The organism is Kitasatospora purpeofusca (assembly GCF_042691725.1).
Classification (GTDB): domain Bacteria; phylum Actinomycetota; class Actinomycetes; order Streptomycetales; family Streptomycetaceae; genus Kitasatospora; species Kitasatospora purpeofusca_B.
Genome location: NZ_CP170483.1, coordinates 6,428,711 through 6,444,702 on the forward strand (window position 1 = coordinate 6,428,711; position 15,992 = coordinate 6,444,702).

Consider the following 15,992-nt stretch of genomic DNA (forward strand, 5'->3'; position numbering starts at 1 on the left):
CCGCGACGGCACCCGTCCGGGTCGTGGACGGCAAGCCGGACCGGCGCGCGGACCTGCGCCGGAGCCGGTCGTCCAAGGGGGGTCCGCGAATCGTTGCCGCCCGGTCACAGTCCGCGGGGGCGGCTTTCACCGGTGCCCGGCGGGCTGGAATGATTCCCCCGTCAGATTCACGATCATTTCGCCCCCACCTGACCGGGGCGCACCATCGGGGGAACCGAGAGAGCGGGGCAGACGAGCAGTGCCGCAACTCGTCATCGAGATCAACGGACAGCAACGGGTCCTGGAACCCGGGCGGTCCTACACCATCGGTCGCAATCCGCAGGCGGACTTCCAGTTCGAGGACGCGCGGGTCTCCTGGCAGCACGCCACCATCTCGTTCAACGGGGCGGGTTGGCAGCTGGACGACCACGGGAGCACCAACGGCACCTACACCGGCGGCGCCCGCACCCTGCAGGCGCAGCTGTTCCCGGGGGCCGTGGTCAACCTCGGCAACGCCGAGAACGGCCCCCGGCTCGCCTTCTCCGCGCCGGCCGCCCAGCCCGCCCAGGCCCCGGCCTGGCACGAGGCGGCCACCAGCCGCAGTCCCGCCCCGCAGCCGCACGCCGCCCCGCCGGCGCAGCAGTGGCAGGCTCCGCAGGCCCAGCAGCCGCACCAGCAGCAGTGGCCGCAGCCCCAGCAGCACGCGCCGCAGCCGCAGCCGCACGCGCCGCAGCCGCACGTCCAGCCGCAGCACGCGCAGCCGCAGCCGTTCCCGCAGCAGCAGGGCTTCCCGCAGCCGACGCCCGCCGCCCACGACGGGGGGCCGCAGCCGACGATCATCCGCAACCTGACCGCCGGCATGAAGACCATCCGGATCGGCCGCGCGCTCGACAACGACATCGTGGTCTCCGACCTCCAGGTCTCCCGCCACCACGCCGAGCTGCGCCAGCTGCCGGACGGCCGCTACGAGATCGTCGACCTCGGCAGCCACAACGGCATCTTCCTCAACGGCCGGCGCGTCGAGCGCCAGCTGATCGGCCCACAGGACCGGCTGACCGTCGGCCACTCCGGCTTCGTGCTGGTCGGCGACCAGCTGCAGGAGTTCGTCGACACCGGCGCGGTCTCCTTCTCCGCCCGCCACCTGACCGTCGAGGTCGAGCACAAGGGCGCCAAGAAGATCCTGCTCGACGACGTCAGCTTCGGCGTCCCGGAGAAGTCCCTGGTCGCGGTCATCGGCCCGTCCGGCTCCGGCAAGTCGACCCTGCTGCGCGCCCTCACCGGCTACCGCCCGGCCGACCGCGGCGACGTCCTCTACGACGGCCGCAACCTCTACAAGCAGTTCGCCGAGCTGCGCTCGCGCATCGGCCTGGTGCCGCAGTCGGAGATCCTGCACAAGGAACTGACCGTCCGCACCGGCCTCAAGTACGCCGCCCGGCTGCGCTTCCCCGGCGACACCGAGCCGCGCGAGCGCGAGGCGCGGATCGACGAGGTGCTCTACGAGCTGCGCCTGGACAAGCGCGCCGACAACCGGATCACCGCGCTCTCCGGCGGCCAGCAGAAGCGCGTCTCGGTCGCCCTGGAGCTGCTCACCAAGCCCTCGCTGATCTTCCTGGACGAGCCCACCTCGGGCCTCGACCCGGGCATGGACCGCGAGGTCATGCAGATGCTGCGCGGCCTCGCCGACGACGGCCGCACCATCCTGGTCGTCACCCACTCGGTGGCCGAACTCGCGCTCTGCGACCGGCTGCTGGTGATGGCGCCGGGCGGGGCGGTGGCGTACTTCGGCCCGCCGGACGAGGCCCTGCACTTCTTCGGGTACGAGACCTGGGCCGACATCTTCCAGGCCTTCGAGAACTACCCGGACCACGACTGGGCCGGCCGCTACCGCGGCTCGGTGCACTACCAGCAGTACTCGGCCGACGTCGACTCCGGCGCCGTGCAGCCGGTGCAGTCCGCGCAGATCGTCCAGGAGGCCGTCCGCCCGCCGAAGCCGCAGAGCTGGGGCTCGCAGCTGTGGACGCTGATCCGCCGCTACGTCTCGGTGCTCGCCTCCGACCGGGGCTTCCTGGCGCTGTCGATCCTGCTGCCGGCGGTGCTCGGCGCGGTCAGCGTGCTGATCCCGAACGAGGCCGGCCTGGCCCGCAACCCCAAGACGCAGCTCGGCCTGAACAGCGGCGCCGCGACGATCATGCTGATCCTGGCGATCGGCGCCTGCTTCTCCGGGGCGGCCAACTCCGTCCGCGAGTTGATCAAGGAACGGGCGATCTACGAGCGGGAACGGGCCACCGGGCTGTCCCGCTCGGCGTACATGATGTCCAAGATCATCGTGCTGGGCTTCTTCAGCGTGATCCAGGGCGCGATCATCTCCGCCGTCGGCTTCCTGCCGCGCAAGCTCCCCTCGGACGGCCTGGTGATCAAGAGCCTGCCGATCCTGGAGATGAGCCTCGGCCTGATCCTGCTCAGCTTCGCCTCGATGATGTTCGGCCTGGCGATCTCCGCGCTGGTCAAGACCGCCGAGAAGACCATGCCGCTGCTGGTCATGTTCGCGATCATCCAGGTCGTTTTCACCGGCTGCCTCTTCCAGGTCTTCTCCAAGCCCGGCCTGGAACAGTTCGCCTGGCTGATGCCGGCCCGCTGGGGCACCGGCATGGTCGCCACCACGCTGGACCTCTCGCACCTGCTCGGCCCCTGGAACAAGGACTTCCAGAACCCCGAGTACGACGCGATCTGGGGCCACAACGCCGGCCAGTTCTGGTTCGACGCCGGGATCCTGATCCTGATGTCGGTCGTCATCGGCATCGTCGTGACCCGCCTCCAGCGCCGCCACGAGCCCGAGGTCATGCAGAAGGGCTGACCGCCCGCCGTCCGCCCGCGGGGGCGGCCCACCCCACCCGGGGAGGGCCGCCCCCGCGGCGTTCCCCGGGCGCGGCAGACCGAGGTGACCTAGGTCCGCAGACCCGGGGCCCGCCCGGCCCGGCGACGGACGCGCGGGCCCCGCGCACAGCGGTAGGTTGGCGTCATGCCCACCGTGCCAAGCGACCACCGGCACGCCGGAGCGCTGTCCGCCGACCGGATCCCGGTCGGCCCGCCGCCCGCCGCCACCCTGCCCGCCTGCGAACCCTGCCTCGCCGGCATCGAGGCCGTCAGCCAGGCCCTGCTCGCGATGAGCCGCCACCTGGAGGTCCGCGAGGTCCTGCGCCGGATCACCGCCTCCGCCCGCCGCCTGCTCGGCGCCGAGTACGCCGCCCTCGGCGTGCCCGACGACCACGGCGGCTTCGCCCAGTTCGTCGTCGACGGCGTCACCGACGAACAGTGGAAGGCCATCGGCCCGCTGCCCCGCCAGCACGGCGTGCTCGCCGAGATGTTCCACGAGACCGGCGCCGTCCGGCTCGACGACGTCCGCACCGCCCGCGCCTTCGGCGGCTGGCCCGACGCCCACCCCGAGCTGGGTGCCTTCCTCGGCATGCCGATCGTCGACCCCGACCCCGCCGAGGACGAACCCGCCGTCATCGGCGTCATCTACCTCGCCAACAAGCAGGGCGGCGGCGGCTTCACCGACCACGACGAGGAACTCCTGCGGATACTCGCCGCCCACGCCGCGCTCGCCCTGTCCAACGCCCGCCTCTACGAGCGCAGCCGCGAACTCACCCTGGCCGGGGAACGCGCCCGGATCGCCCACGACCTGCACGACGCCGTCGCGCAGAAGCTCTTCTCGCTGCGCCTCACCGCCAAGGCCGCCGCCAAGCTCGTCGACCGCGACCCGGCCCGCGCCCGCGAGGAGCTCGCCGAGGTCGCCCGGCTCGCCGCCGAGGCCGCCGACGAGCTGCGCGCCGTCGTCGTCGAGCTGCGCCCCGCCGCCCTGGAGGAGGACGGCCTGAGCGCCACCCTCGCCTCCCAGGTGCAGGTCCTCGACCGCGCCCACGCCGCCGACATCGCCTTCGCCGCCGACCGGGTCCGCGTCCTGCCGCAGGCCCAGGAGGCCGCCCTGCTGCGGGTCGCCCAGGAGGCCCTGCACAACGCGCTGCGCCACTCCGGCGCCCGCCGGGTCACCGTCACCCTGGCCGGCACGCCCGACCGCGGCGCCCTGCTGCGGATCAGCGACAACGGCCGGGGCTTCGACCCCGAGTCGGTCCGCCGGGCCGGCCGCCACCTCGGCCTGGCCTCGATGCGCGACCGCGCCGCCGCCGTCGGCGGCCGGCTCACCCTGGACTCCGCCCCCGGAAAGGGCACGGTCGTCGAAATGGAGGTCCCCGGTGCCTGACACCGCGTCCGCGATCCGCGTCCTGCTGGTCGACGACCACCAGGTGGTCCGCCGCGGCCTGCGCACCTTCCTGGAGGTGCAGGACGACATCGAGGTGGTCGGCGAGGCCGCCGACGGCGCCGAGGGCGTCGACCGGGCCCGCGCCCTCGACCCCGACGTCGTGCTGATGGACCTCAAGATGCCCGGCGTCGACGGCATCGAGGCGCTGCGCACGCTCAAGGAGGAGGGCAGCCGGGCCCGGATCCTGATCGTCACCAGCTTCACCGAGCACCGCACCATGGTCCCCGCGCTGCGGGCCGGCGCCGCCGGGTACGTCTACAAGGACGTCGACCCGGAGGCGCTGGCCGGAGCGATCCGCTCGGTCCACGCCGGCCACGTGCTGCTCCAGCCGGAACTCGCCGAGGCGCTGCTCGCCGACGACGGCCCGCGCCCCCCGCAGGGCCGCGGCGGCACCCTCACCGAGCGCGAGCGCGAGGTGCTCGGCCACATCTCCGACGGCCGGTCCAACCGGGAGATCGCCCGCAGCCTCCACCTGTCCGAGAAGACGGTGAAGACGCACGTCTCCAACATCCTCATGAAGCTGGACCTCGCCGACCGCACCCAGGCCGCGCTCTGGGCCGTGCGGCACGGCGAGACCCGCTAGCGCCCGTCGCGCCCGTCGCGCTCGTCCCGCTCGTCCACCAGCGCGTTGTACGCCGCCACCTGGGCCCGTCGGGCCGTGCGCCACAGCGGCGCCAGCGCCTCCTGCCGGGCCGCGATCTCCGAGGCGCTCACCGCCGCGCCGTGACCGCCCGAGGCGATCGACAGCAGCGCCGCCACCTGGCGTGCCGACTCCAGCACCCGCACCGCGCGCGGCGGGTACCCCGGCGCCAGCAGCTCGTCGTGCCCGCGCCGCCGGTACGCCTCCAGCGCCCGCAGCGACTCGGGCCCCGCCCCGGCCACGTCCAACCGGGTCAGCAGCACGGTCGCCCGGCGCAGCCCGTCCGCGAGCTCGAACTCCGCCTCGTGCAGCGAGGGCACGTCCGCCGGCGGCGCGTCGTTCACCTCGGCGCAGCGCCACAGCACCGTCGCCGACCGGTCCCCTGGCGGGCCGAACACCTCCACCTCGGGCACCAGCCCCAGCGGCACCCCGACCGCCAGCACCGCCTCGCCGGCCCCCAGCGCCCGCGCGTTGAACGGCGCCGGCCCGGTCAGGCCCAGCGGGTGCCCGGCCGTCGGCAGCGCCAGTCGCAGCCCCTTCACGCCCAGCACCCGCAGCCGCCCCAGTGCCCAGGTGAGCCCGTGCCGCTCGTCCGGAGCGTCCCCGGGCAGACCGGCCACCCGGTGGCTCTCGTCGGCCCCCAGCACCGCCGCGGCGGCGTTGTCGGGCGGCACCAGACCGGCCAGCAGGGCGTTGCCCCAGGCGGTCAGCCGCCCCGAACGGGGCTCTTCGTACGGATTGTCGGCAGGAGTGACGAGCATCCGGCCAGCCTACGGAATCGGCGGCCATCCGCGTGGCGTAGGTTTGCCCATGCGTGTGCGGCGCACCCACTCCGTGCCCACCGGCCGCCGGAGTAGGCCGCCCGCCCGCACCGACGGCCGAGATATCTGTTTTTGGGGAAGGCATAGGCATGAGCGACGTGCTGGAGCTGGTGGACGTTTCCGTGGTCCGGGAGGGGCGCGCGCTGGTCGACCAGGTCTCGTGGTCCATCTCCGAGGGAGAGCGCTGGGTCATCCTCGGCCCGAACGGCGCCGGCAAGACCACCCTGCTGCAGATCGCCTCCTCGTACCTCTTCCCGACCGCCGGCAAGGTCACCGTCCTCGGCGAGAAGCTCGGCGAGGTCGACGTCTTCGAGCTGCGCTCGCGGATCGGCCTGGCCGGCGCCGCGATGTTCGACAAGCTGCCGGCCGAGCAGACCGTGCTGCAGACGGTGCTCACCGCCGCCTACGGCATGACCGTCACCTGGCAGGAGACCTACGAGCAGTTTGACGAGTCCCGCGCGCTCGCCCTGCTCGACCGCCTCGGCATGGCCGGCCTGACCGACCGCCGGTTCGGCACCCTCTCCGAGGGCGAGCGCAAGCGCACCCTGATCGCCCGCGCGCTGATGACCGACCCCGAGCTGCTGCTGCTCGACGAGCCCGCCGCCGGCCTCGACCTCGGCGGCCGCGAGGACCTCGTCCGCCGCCTCGGCGCCCTGGCCCAGGACGAGTTCGCGCCGGCCATGGCCATGGTCACCCACCACGTCGAGGAGATCGCCCCCGGTTTCACCCACGTCCTGATGATCCGCCAGGGCAAGGTGCTCGCCGCCGGACCGATCGACACCGAGCTGACGGCACGCAACCTCTCCAAGTGCTTCGGCCTGCCGCTGACCCTGGAGCGCCACGGCGACCGCTGGTCCGCCCAGGGCCTGCCGCTCGGCTGACCCCGGGTGGACCCCGCGCGGACCTCTCGCGGACCTCTCGCGGGGCCGTGCGGAGTCCACTGAACCTCCGCTGAACCCGGTCGAACCGGAACCGGTCGTACGCGCGACCGGTTTCCGCCCCTCCACCTGCGGGAACTGACCGCCTCGAAGGCCCTTCCCTCCCTAGGATGGACACGTGGACAGCTGGATCTGGTGGCTTCTGGCCGCCGTCGGCCTCGGCATACCGTTGGTGATCACGGCAATGCCGGAGTTCGCCATGTTCGCCGTCGGCGCGCTCGTCGCGGCCGGCGTCGCCGGACTGGGCGCCGACCCGGTCTGGCAGGTCCTGACCTTCGTCGCGGCCTCGGTCGCGCAACTGGTCGTCGTCCGCCCGATCGCCTACCGGGCGCTGCGGAAGGGCCCGCAGATCAAGATGGGCATCGAGGCGCTCAAGGGCGCCACCGCGGTCGTTGCGGAAAGAGTCGACGCCCAGGGCGGCCGGATCAAGCTCAACGGCGAGATCTGGTCGGCCCGCGCGCTCCATCCCGAGCAGGTGTACCAGCCGGGGGAGCAGGTCGACGTCGTCGAAATCCAGGGCGCGACCGCCCTGGTCGTCTAGGGGAGAGTCCGTGGAACCCGTCCTTATCGTCCTGGTCGTCCTGGTCGTGGTGGCCTTCATCGCGCTGATCAAGACGATTCAGGTCATCCCGCAGGCCAGCGCCGCGATCGTGGAGCGCTTCGGCCGCTACACCCGGACGCTCAACGCCGGCCTGAACATCGTCGTCCCGTTCATCGACCGCGTCCGCAACCGGATCGACCTGCGCGAGCAGGTCGTGCCCTTCCCGCCGCAGCCGGTGATCACCCAGGACAACCTGGTGGTCAACATCGACACGGTGATCTACTACCAGGTCACCGACCCCCGGGCGGCCACCTACGAGGTCGCCAGCTACATCCAGGCGATCGAGCAGCTCACCGTCACCACGCTGCGCAACATCATCGGCTCGATGGACCTCGAATCCACCCTCACCTCGCGCGAGGTGATCAACGCCGGTCTGCGCGGGGTGCTCGACGAGGCCACCGGCAAGTGGGGCATCCGGGTCAACCGCGTCGAGCTGAAGGCGATCGAGCCGCCGACCTCCATCCAGGATTCGATGGAGAAGCAGATGCGCGCCGAGCGGGACAAGCGCGCCGCGATCCTCACCGCCGAGGGCAACCGGCAGTCGCAGATCCTGCGCGCCGAGGGCGAGAAGCAGGCCGAGGTCCTCAAGGCCGAGGGCGAGGCCCAGGCCGCGGTGCTGCGCGCCGACGGTGAGGCCGCCGCCATCCGGACCGTCTTCGAGGCGATCCACGAGGGCGACGCCGACCAGAAGCTGCTCGCCTACCAGTACCTCCAGACCCTGCCCGAGCTGGCCAAGGGCGACGCCAACAAGCTGTGGATCATCCCCAGCGAGGTCGGCGACGCGCTCAAGGGCCTCGGCGGCGCGTTCACCGGTCTGACCGGCAACGGCGGCGGTGCCAACGGCGGCGCGGTGGCCGCCCCCAGCGCCGCCCCGGCGGCCCCGCCGGCCTCCAGCCAGGTCCCGATCGACCCGGCCGCCGGCCCGCGCCCGCTGGACACCGACACCAAGGGGTCCGCGCGGCCCCGGATCGACCCGCTCCGCGAGTACCGCAAGATCGACCCGGAGTGACCGTCCTCCGCTCTTCGCTCCGCCGAGGGCCCGCCCCCGTACCGCACGGGGGCGGGCCCTCGGGCGTACCGGCCGGGACTGTGGCGTACGTCCCGAATGCCGGGCGCCTCTGGAACCCCCGCCGGTCCGTCCGGCATGATCACCGCGACAGGACCCCCACGGGAGGTGGCTCATGACGGTCTGGGAGGCGGTCGCCGTGCTGGCGGCAGGCGTCGGCGCCGGAATGATCAATGTGATCGTCGGCTCCGGCACCCTCATCACCTTCCCGGTGCTGCTCGCCGTCGGCCTCCCGCCGGTGACCGCCAACGTCTCCAACTCCTTCGGCCTGGTGCCCGGCTCGCTCAGCGGCGTGATCGGCTACCGCCGCGAACTGGCCGGCCAGCGCGCCCGGCTCGTCCGCTTCGGCACCGCCTCGCTGCTCGGCGGCGTCCTCGGCGCCTACCTGCTGATCGAACTGCCCAGCGCCGCCTTCGACGCCATCGTCCCGGTGCTGATCCTGCTGGCCCTCGTCCTGGTGGTGCTGCAACCCCGGGTCGCCAAGGCCGTCGCCGCCCGCCGCCGTCCCGACGGCGACCCGCACGGCGGGGTGCTGCTGCTCGTCGGGATCTTCCTCACCGGCATCTACGGCGGCTACTTCGGCGCCGCCCAGGGCGTCCTGCTGCTCGCCCTGATGGGCATGCTGCTCCAGGAGGACCTGCAGCGGATCAACGGGGTGAAGAACGCCCTCGCGATGATCGTCAACGGCGTCGCCGCCCTCTTCTTCCTCTTCACCTCGACGGTGAACTGGGCCGCCGCGGGCCTCATCGCGGTCGGCTCGCTGGTCGGCGGGCTGGTCGGCGCCAGGGTCGGCCGCAGGCTGCCGCCGCAGGCGCTGCGCGCGGTCATCGTCGTCGTCGGCCTGGCCGCCGTCGCCAAGCTGCTCACCGACTGAGGCCGCGCTCCGAGGTGTCGCCGAACTCCGACGCCCCGGCGTCTATAGGGTCCTGTGCGGGCACGTTGCCCGTGACCCGACAGCGACCGGTGACAGGAGTGGGCCGATGAGCCGCGAACGGCTGACCGAGGACGAGATCACCGCCGGACTGGCCGGCCTGCCGCACTGGACACGCGAGGGCGAGACCGTCGTGCGGACCGCCGACGCCCCGGACTTCCCCGCCGGGATCAGGGTCGTCGTCGCCGTCGCCGGGGCCGCCGAGGCGATGGACCACCACCCCGACATCGACATCCGCTGGCGCACCCTGCGCTTCGCCCTCTCCACCCACAGCGCCGGGGGCCTCACCGCCCTCGACCTCGCCCTCGCCGCCCGGATCGACGCCGCGCTGGCCGCCGAGTCCGCCGGCTAGCCGCTCCGGCGGAACCGTCCCCTCCGGCTCGCCGCGGGCCCGTGAGATGCTGACTGCCGCAGTGCAGGCGGCCGGGAGGGCGGAACGGATGGCACAGGACCCCCTCGGTGACGGCCACCCGCAGCCGTGGTACCCGCAGCAGGCGACCTGGCCGGGGGAGCAGGGACCGGGACCGGACGTCCCCTACCTCCCGTACGACCCGTACCACCCCTACGGCCAGGTCCAGCAGCAGCCCGACGCCTACGTCCCGGACGCGTACCCCTACCCCTACGACGGACAGCACCAGCACCAGCAGGAGCAGTACGCGCCGTACGTCGTCGTCCCGCAGCAGCCGGCGGGGGAGGAGCTGTACGTGCCCGCCGGCGCCGAGTACACCGCCGACGGCTACGTGCACCTGGAGCCCGAACCCGGGGCCGAGCCCGAACCGGAGCCGGAACCCGCTCCGGCCGCCGCCCCGCCCCCCTCCCGGCGGGCCGGCCGCGGCGCCAAGGCCCGCGCCGCCGCGGACGCCGCCACCACCGTGTACAGCCCCGGACGGCGCGCCCTGCTGGTGCGCAGCGTCGCCGGCGTCGCCGCGCTGGGCGTCCTGATCGCGGCCGGCCTGGTGGTGGGCGCCGAGGGCGGCGGCAGCGTCTCCGCCGGCGGCGAGCCCGGCTTCACCGCCGCCCACACCCGCACCTGGGCCGCCCAGGCGGACGCCGGCCGGCCCGGTGGCGACGACACGCTCGTCGGCAGCTGGCTGCTCGACGGCGCGGTGGTGCGCGCCGACGCCACCGGCGTGCGCGCGTACGGACTGACGGACGGCCGGCCGGTCTGGGCGGTGGAGCCGCCCGCCGCCGGAGCCGTCCCGTGCGGCCTGTCGCCGAGCGTCAGCCCGTCCGGCCTCGGCGCCGTGCTGTTCCGGCCGCAGGCCGACCCGAAGAGCCCGTGCGCGCTGGTCGCCGCCGTCGACACCAAGGACGGCCGGACGGCGTGGACCAAGCCGCTCACCGAGGCCAAGGGCGCCTACGGCGCGCGCGTCGGCGTCACCGACGACAAGGTGATCGCGGTCGGCGACAGCCACGCCGTCGCCTGGCAGTCCGCCGACGGCGCGGACGTCTGGCAGTACACCGGGCAGGGGAAGTTCTGCTCCCTCTCCGGCGGCGTCTCCGGCGCGACCGTCCTGGTCACCAGCAGCTGCGCCGACTCCGCCCCCGTCGACCAGGCCGTCGCGCTGAACACCGCCGACGGCAAGGTCTCCTGGTGGCGCGGCCTGAACAACCGGCCGAAGACGGCGACCGTGCTCTCCGCCGAACCGCCCGTCGTCCTCACCACCGGCGAGAAGCCCGAGGACGACCGGGTGTTCGCCTGGGGCCCGGCCGGCGACCCCGCCGCCGAGATCCCGGTCGCCGACGGCGAGGGCCGGCTGGACGTCGCCCACGGGACGTTCTCGGCCACCCCCGGCGTCTTCTTCCACGACCGCACGATGGTCACCACCGCCACCACCGCCGCTTCCGCCGCCTCGGCGAACGGGGCCGGCGGGCCGGTCGCGGTGGTCGGCTACGACCTCGACACCGGCAAGCAGCGCTGGCGGACCACCGCCCGCGAGAAGGGCGCCGCCCGGGCCGTCGGCGTGGACGGCGGAGCGCTGGTGCTCGCCGTCGACGAGCGCCTCGACCAGCCGGCCCACCTCAGCCGCTTCGCCCTGGACGGCGGGCAGGAGAAGGCCGGCGGCAGCTTCCCGCCCGGCACCGGCTCACTCCTGGTGGCCGGCCGCGTCCTGATCGGCGGCGGCCGGGTCGTCGCCGTCCCCGAGCACTCGGCCAACTTCGGCACCGCGACGGGCTTCCGGGCGAAGGAGTGAGCCCGCGCCCGGCCGGGGACCGACCTCCCCCGTCGGTCCCCGGCCGGGCTTCCCCCGGTTCCCCCCTGCTCCCCCCGGTTCATGGGCCGCCTCAAGCGGCGGCCGGGCTCAGGCGGCGGACGGCGCGGGGGCGGCGAGGGCCTGGGCCGGCAGCCAGTCGGCCAGCTCCCGGACGTCCGAACCGCGCAGCCCCAGCGCCATCATCAGCGTCGCCTGCGGCGTCGGCACGAACGGTTTGCGGAGCAGCTTCATCCCCGCCTGCTCCGGCGTCCGGTCGGCCTTGCGCTGGTTGTCCTCCGCGCAGGCGGCCACCGTGTTGAGCCAGGTGTCCCCGCCCCCGCGCGACTTGGGCTGCAGGTGGTCCACCGTGCTGGCCCGCCGCCCGCAGTAGGCGCACAGGTGCTGGTCGCGCACGAGCACCCCCCGGCGCGACCACGGCGCCTGTTGTCGGAACGGCACCCGTACGTACCGCTGGAGCCTGATCACCCGCGGCACCGGTACGGTCACCCCCGTTCCGCGCATGGTGCGCAGCGGGTGCGCCTGCTCCACCACGGCCTTGTCCTGGAGCACCAGGACCACGGCGCGCTGGAGCGACACCGTCGTCAGCGGCTCGTAGCTTGCGTTCAGAACCAACGTGCTGCGCACCCCGGCCACCCTTCCGCGGGCGTGCCACGGCGGCACGACCGTCCTTGACCCACGTCACTGCCGCCGCGCGGCGGTGGGACCACTGTGAAGGGGCTCCCCGTCGTCGAACAACGGAATTTCCGGTGTCACCCAGGGGCATGACCACGTCGGAACCCGGTCGGCGCGGCGCGTGCACGCCACTGTGGCGAAAACTCGCTGGCCGGGACCGCGTAGGCTCTACAACGCTGGAGTCGTCCCGCACCCGGGCCCGGCCGAACCGGGCCCGCACCGGGCGGGACGCCCGACCGAAGGAGAAGCGTGACCGTGACGGACATCGTCGACGAGCTGCGGTGGCGTGGGCTGATCGCCCTGTCCACCGACGAGGACGCACTGCGCAAGGCGTTCGCGGACGGCCCGGTCACGTTCTATTGCGGCTTCGACCCGACGGCCCCCAGCCTGCACCTCGGCAACCTGGTCCAGATCCTCACCATGCGCCGCATCCAGCAGGCGGGGAACCTCCCGCTCGGCCTGGTCGGCGGTGCCACCGGTCTGATCGGCGACCCGAAGCCCACCGCCGAGCGCGTGCTCAACGACCCCGAGACGGTGGCCGGCTGGGTGGAGCGGCTGCGCGGGCAGATCTCGCGGTTCCTCGACTTCGAGGGCCCGTACGCGGCGCGCATGGTCAACAACCTGGACTGGACCTCCGGGATGTCCGCGATCAGCCTGCTGCGCGACGTCGGCAAGTACTTCCGGGTCAACAACATGATCGCCAAGGAGGCCGTCGCCCGGCGGCTCAACTCCGACGCGGGCATCAGCTACACCGAGTTCAGCTACCAGATCCTCCAGGGCATGGACTACCTGGAGCTGAACCGCCGCTACGGATGCACCCTGCAGACCGGCGGCAGCGACCAGTGGGGCAACCTCACCGCCGGCACGGACCTCATCCGCAAGGCCGACGGCAAGTCGGTGCACGCGCTGGCCACGCCGCTGATCGTCAAGGCCGACGGCACCAAGTTCGGCAAGACGGAGTCCGGCACGGTCTGGCTCGACCCCGAGCTGACCACCCCGTACGCCTTCTACCAGTTCTGGCTGAACGCGGACGACCGGGACGTCCCCAACTTCCTGCGGATCTTCAGCTTCCGCTCGAAGGAGGAGATCGAGGAGCTGGAGCGCGAGACCACCGAGCGCCCGGCCGCCCGCCTCGCCCAGCGCGCCCTCGCCGAGGAACTGACCACCCTGGTGCACGGCGCCGATCAGTACGAGCGCGCGGTCGCCGCCTCCAAGGCGCTGTTCGGCCAGGGCGACCTCGCCGAGCTGGAGGCCCCCACCCTGGCCGCCGCGCTCGCCGAGGTCCCGAAGGCCGCGATCACCGAGCTGCAGTCGGTCGTCGACCTGCTGGTCGCCGTCGGTCTCTCCCCGAGCCGTTCGGCCGCCCGCCGGACGATCAAGGAGGGCGGTGCCTACCTCAACAACGTCAAGGTGACGGACGAGGAGGCGGTGCCGGCCGAGGCCGACCTGCTGCACGGGCGCTGGCTGGTCCTGCGCCGCGGCAAGCGCAACCTGGCCGCAGCCGAACTGGCCAAGTGATCGAACTGGCCGCCATGGCCGAAACACGATGCCGCTGACCTGCGGCTTCGACCCTCAGGGGCGGGATCCAGCCGGATCCCGCCCCTGATGTTTGACGATGTCCTCCAGGTGGCCTAGTGTTGAACGAGTCGCTGAAGCGGCCACCCACTCAGCGCGTCACGCTCAGAGCATGAATTTCGAGTGACACTCGGAATGCGCTAATGTGGAGGGCGTCGCAGAAAAGTGGCCCCGACCAGTTCGGGAAAGTCCGATGAATGAAACTCCGGAAAACGGAGCGGAAAACATCTGATAAGCTGGAAACACGAAAGAACGAAGCGCCCGGAGGGCCGGTGTGAAAGCCGCCTGATGGAAGCGTCCGTTCCTTGAGAACTCAACAGCGTGCCAAAAGTCAACGCCAGATATGTTGACATCCCCGGCCTCAGATTCTCTGGGGTTGGAGATTCCTTTTGAAATAACACTAGCGAGGACGCAGTGCGCGGGACCGCCTAATTCCGGTGGTTGCCGTGCCGCTCAACGCGGGTGTGAACCCGATTACGGGTAATCATTCACGGAGAGTTTGATCCTGGCTCAGGACGAACGCTGGCGGCGTGCTTAACACATGCAAGTCGAACGGTGAAGCCCTTCGGGGTGGATCAGTGGCGAACGGGTGAGTAACACGTGGGCAATCTGCCCTGCACTCTGGGACAAGCCCTGGAAACGGGGTCTAATACCGGATATGACCTGGGACCGCATGGTCCTGGGTGTAAAGCTCCGGCGGTGCAGGATGAGCCCGCGGCCTATCAGCTTGTTGGTGGGGTAATGGCCTACCAAGGCGACGACGGGTAGCCGGCCTGAGAGGGCGACCGGCCACACTGGGACTGAGACACGGCCCAGACTCCTACGGGAGGCAGCAGTGGGGAATATTGCACAATGGGCGAAAGCCTGATGCAGCGACGCCGCGTGAGGGATGACGGCCTTCGGGTTGTAAACCTCTTTCAGCAGGGAAGAAGCGCAAGTGACGGTACCTGCAGAAGAAGCACCGGCTAACTACGTGCCAGCAGCCGCGGTAATACGTAGGGTGCGAGCGTTGTCCGGAATTATTGGGCGTAAAGAGCTCGTAGGCGGCCTGTCGCGTCGGATGTGAAAGCCCGGGGCTTAACCCCGGGTCTGCATTCGATACGGGCAGGCTAGAGTGTGGTAGGGGAGATCGGAATTCCTGGTGTAGCGGTGAAATGCGCAGATATCAGGAGGAACACCGGTGGCGAAGGCGGATCTCTGGGCCATTACTGACGCTGAGGAGCGAAAGCGTGGGGAGCGAACAGGATTAGATACCCTGGTAGTCCACGCCGTAAACGTTGGGAACTAGGTGTTGGCGACATTCCACGTCGTCGGTGCCGCAGCTAACGCATTAAGTTCCCCGCCTGGGGAGTACGGCCGCAAGGCTAAAACTCAAAGGAATTGACGGGGACCCGCACAAGCAGCGGAGCATGTGGCTTAATTCGACGCAACGCGAAGAACCTTACCAAGGCTTGACATATACCGGAAACGGCTAGAGATAGTCGCCCCCTTGTGGTCGGTATACAGGTGGTGCATGGTTGTCGTCAGCTCGTGTCGTGAGATGTTGGGTTAAGTCCCGCAACGAGCGCAACCCTTGTTCTGTGTTGCCAGCATGCCTTTCGGGGTGATGGGGACTCACAGGAGACTGCCGGGGTCAACTCGGAGGAAGGTGGGGACGACGTCAAATCATCATGCCCCTTATGTCTTGGGCTGCACACGTGCTACAATGGTCGGTACAAAGGGCTGCGATGCCGTGAGGCGGAGCGAATCCCAAAAAGCCGGCCTCAGTTCGGATTGGGGTCTGCAACTCGACCCCATGAAGTTGGAGTTGCTAGTAATCGCAGATCAGCATGCTGCGGTGAATACGTTCCCGGGCCTTGTACACACCGCCCGTCACGTCACGAAAGTCGGTAACACCCGAAGCCGGTGGCCTAACCCGTAAGGGGAGGAGCCGTCGAAGGTGGGACCAGCGATTGGGACGAAGTCGTAACAAGGTAGCCGTACCGGAAGGTGCGGCTGGATCACCTCCTTTCTAAGGAGCAATATGCCGCTTGCAGGCGAATGTCCTGCACGGTTGCTCATGGGTGGAACGTTGACTATTCGGCACACTGGGCTTGGGTCCTGTTAGTACTGCTTCGGCGTGGAAAACAGTTCGCTGTCTGGTGTGTCGGGCACGTTGTTGGGTCCTGAGGGAACGGAGACGTACCTCAGTGATGCCGGTCCCATGCTTTGTCAGGTGGGTGTCTGGTCGTT

General features: G+C 71.2%; 12 protein-coding genes and 1 rRNA gene. 11 read left to right on the top strand and 2 right to left on the bottom strand.

Annotation, left to right across the window (positions count from 1 at the left end; all coding sequences use genetic code 11):
- Positions 1 to 238: 238 nt before the first annotated feature.
- From ACFCLZ_RS27825 to ACFCLZ_RS27835, 3 genes are all read left to right on the top strand, one after another.
- Entirely contained in the window at positions 239 to 2,833 is a 2,595-nt protein-coding gene (locus ACFCLZ_RS27825) for an FHA domain-containing protein (protein WP_380280346.1), read from the top strand.
- Positions 2,834 to 3,142: 309 nt separating this feature from the next.
- Entirely contained in the window at positions 3,143 to 4,240 is a 1,098-nt protein-coding gene (locus ACFCLZ_RS27830) for a GAF domain-containing sensor histidine kinase (protein ID WP_380286305.1), read from the top strand.
- Positions 4,233 to 4,883 (top strand): response regulator, encoded by a 651-nt coding sequence (locus ACFCLZ_RS27835; protein ID WP_376088936.1) that lies wholly within the window; start codon positions 4,233 to 4,235, stop codon positions 4,881 to 4,883. Before ACFCLZ_RS27830 ends, ACFCLZ_RS27835 begins: the two co-directional genes overlap by 8 nt.
- On the opposite strand, the gene ACFCLZ_RS27840 is transcribed toward ACFCLZ_RS27835, so the two are convergent.
- Complete coding sequence (locus ACFCLZ_RS27840; RefSeq protein WP_380280348.1) at positions 4,880 to 5,701, bottom strand: hypothetical protein; 822 nt, start codon at positions 5,699 to 5,701, stop codon at positions 4,880 to 4,882. The two genes, ACFCLZ_RS27835 and ACFCLZ_RS27840, sit on opposite strands and share 4 nt — an antisense overlap.
- Positions 5,702 to 5,850: 149 nt before the next feature.
- Between ACFCLZ_RS27840 and ACFCLZ_RS27845 the strand changes: the two genes are divergently transcribed.
- From ACFCLZ_RS27845 to ACFCLZ_RS27870, 6 genes are all read left to right on the top strand, one after another.
- Complete coding sequence (locus ACFCLZ_RS27845; RefSeq protein ID WP_380280350.1) at positions 5,851 to 6,642, top strand: ABC transporter ATP-binding protein; 792 nt, start codon at positions 5,851 to 5,853, stop codon at positions 6,640 to 6,642.
- A gap of 175 nt (positions 6,643 to 6,817) precedes the next feature.
- Positions 6,818 to 7,240 carry an NfeD family protein gene (locus ACFCLZ_RS27850; protein ID WP_380280352.1) on the top strand — a complete coding sequence of 141 codons (423 nt, stop codon included), beginning with the start codon at positions 6,818 to 6,820 and terminating at the stop codon, positions 7,238 to 7,240.
- A 10-nt stretch (positions 7,241 to 7,250) separates the two neighbouring features.
- Positions 7,251 to 8,309, top strand: a complete 1,059-nt coding sequence (locus tag ACFCLZ_RS27855) for an SPFH domain-containing protein (RefSeq protein ID WP_380280354.1) — start codon at positions 7,251 to 7,253, stop codon at positions 8,307 to 8,309.
- A gap of 172 nt (positions 8,310 to 8,481) precedes the next feature.
- The gene (locus tag ACFCLZ_RS27860; protein WP_380280356.1) at positions 8,482 to 9,240 is read left to right on the top strand and encodes a sulfite exporter TauE/SafE family protein; all 759 of its coding nucleotides are present in this window, start codon (positions 8,482 to 8,484) and stop codon (positions 9,238 to 9,240) included.
- A 106-nt stretch (positions 9,241 to 9,346) separates the two neighbouring features.
- The gene (locus ACFCLZ_RS27865) at positions 9,347 to 9,649 is read left to right on the top strand and encodes a 4a-hydroxytetrahydrobiopterin dehydratase (RefSeq protein WP_380280358.1); all 303 of its coding nucleotides are present in this window, start codon (positions 9,347 to 9,349) and stop codon (positions 9,647 to 9,649) included.
- An 88-nt stretch (positions 9,650 to 9,737) separates the two neighbouring features.
- Positions 9,738 to 11,492, top strand: a complete 1,755-nt coding sequence (locus ACFCLZ_RS27870; RefSeq protein ID WP_380280359.1) for a PQQ-binding-like beta-propeller repeat protein — start codon at positions 9,738 to 9,740, stop codon at positions 11,490 to 11,492.
- Positions 11,493 to 11,600: 108 nt separating this feature from the next.
- Here ACFCLZ_RS27870 and ACFCLZ_RS27875 read toward each other — a convergent pair whose 3' ends face one another.
- Positions 11,601 to 12,137 carry an HNH endonuclease gene (locus tag ACFCLZ_RS27875; protein WP_380280361.1) on the bottom strand — a complete coding sequence of 179 codons (537 nt, stop codon included), beginning with the start codon at positions 12,135 to 12,137 and terminating at the stop codon, positions 11,601 to 11,603.
- A 303-nt stretch (positions 12,138 to 12,440) separates the two neighbouring features.
- Between ACFCLZ_RS27875 and tyrS the strand changes: the two genes are divergently transcribed.
- Both tyrS and ACFCLZ_RS27885 read left to right on the top strand, forming a co-directional pair.
- Complete coding sequence (gene tyrS / locus ACFCLZ_RS27880) at positions 12,441 to 13,703, top strand: tyrosine--tRNA ligase (RefSeq protein WP_380286306.1); 1,263 nt, start codon at positions 12,441 to 12,443, stop codon at positions 13,701 to 13,703.
- 544 nt (positions 13,704 to 14,247) lie between these two features.
- Positions 14,248 to 15,771, top strand: a 16S ribosomal RNA gene (locus ACFCLZ_RS27885).
- Positions 15,772 to 15,992 lie beyond the last annotated feature (221 nt).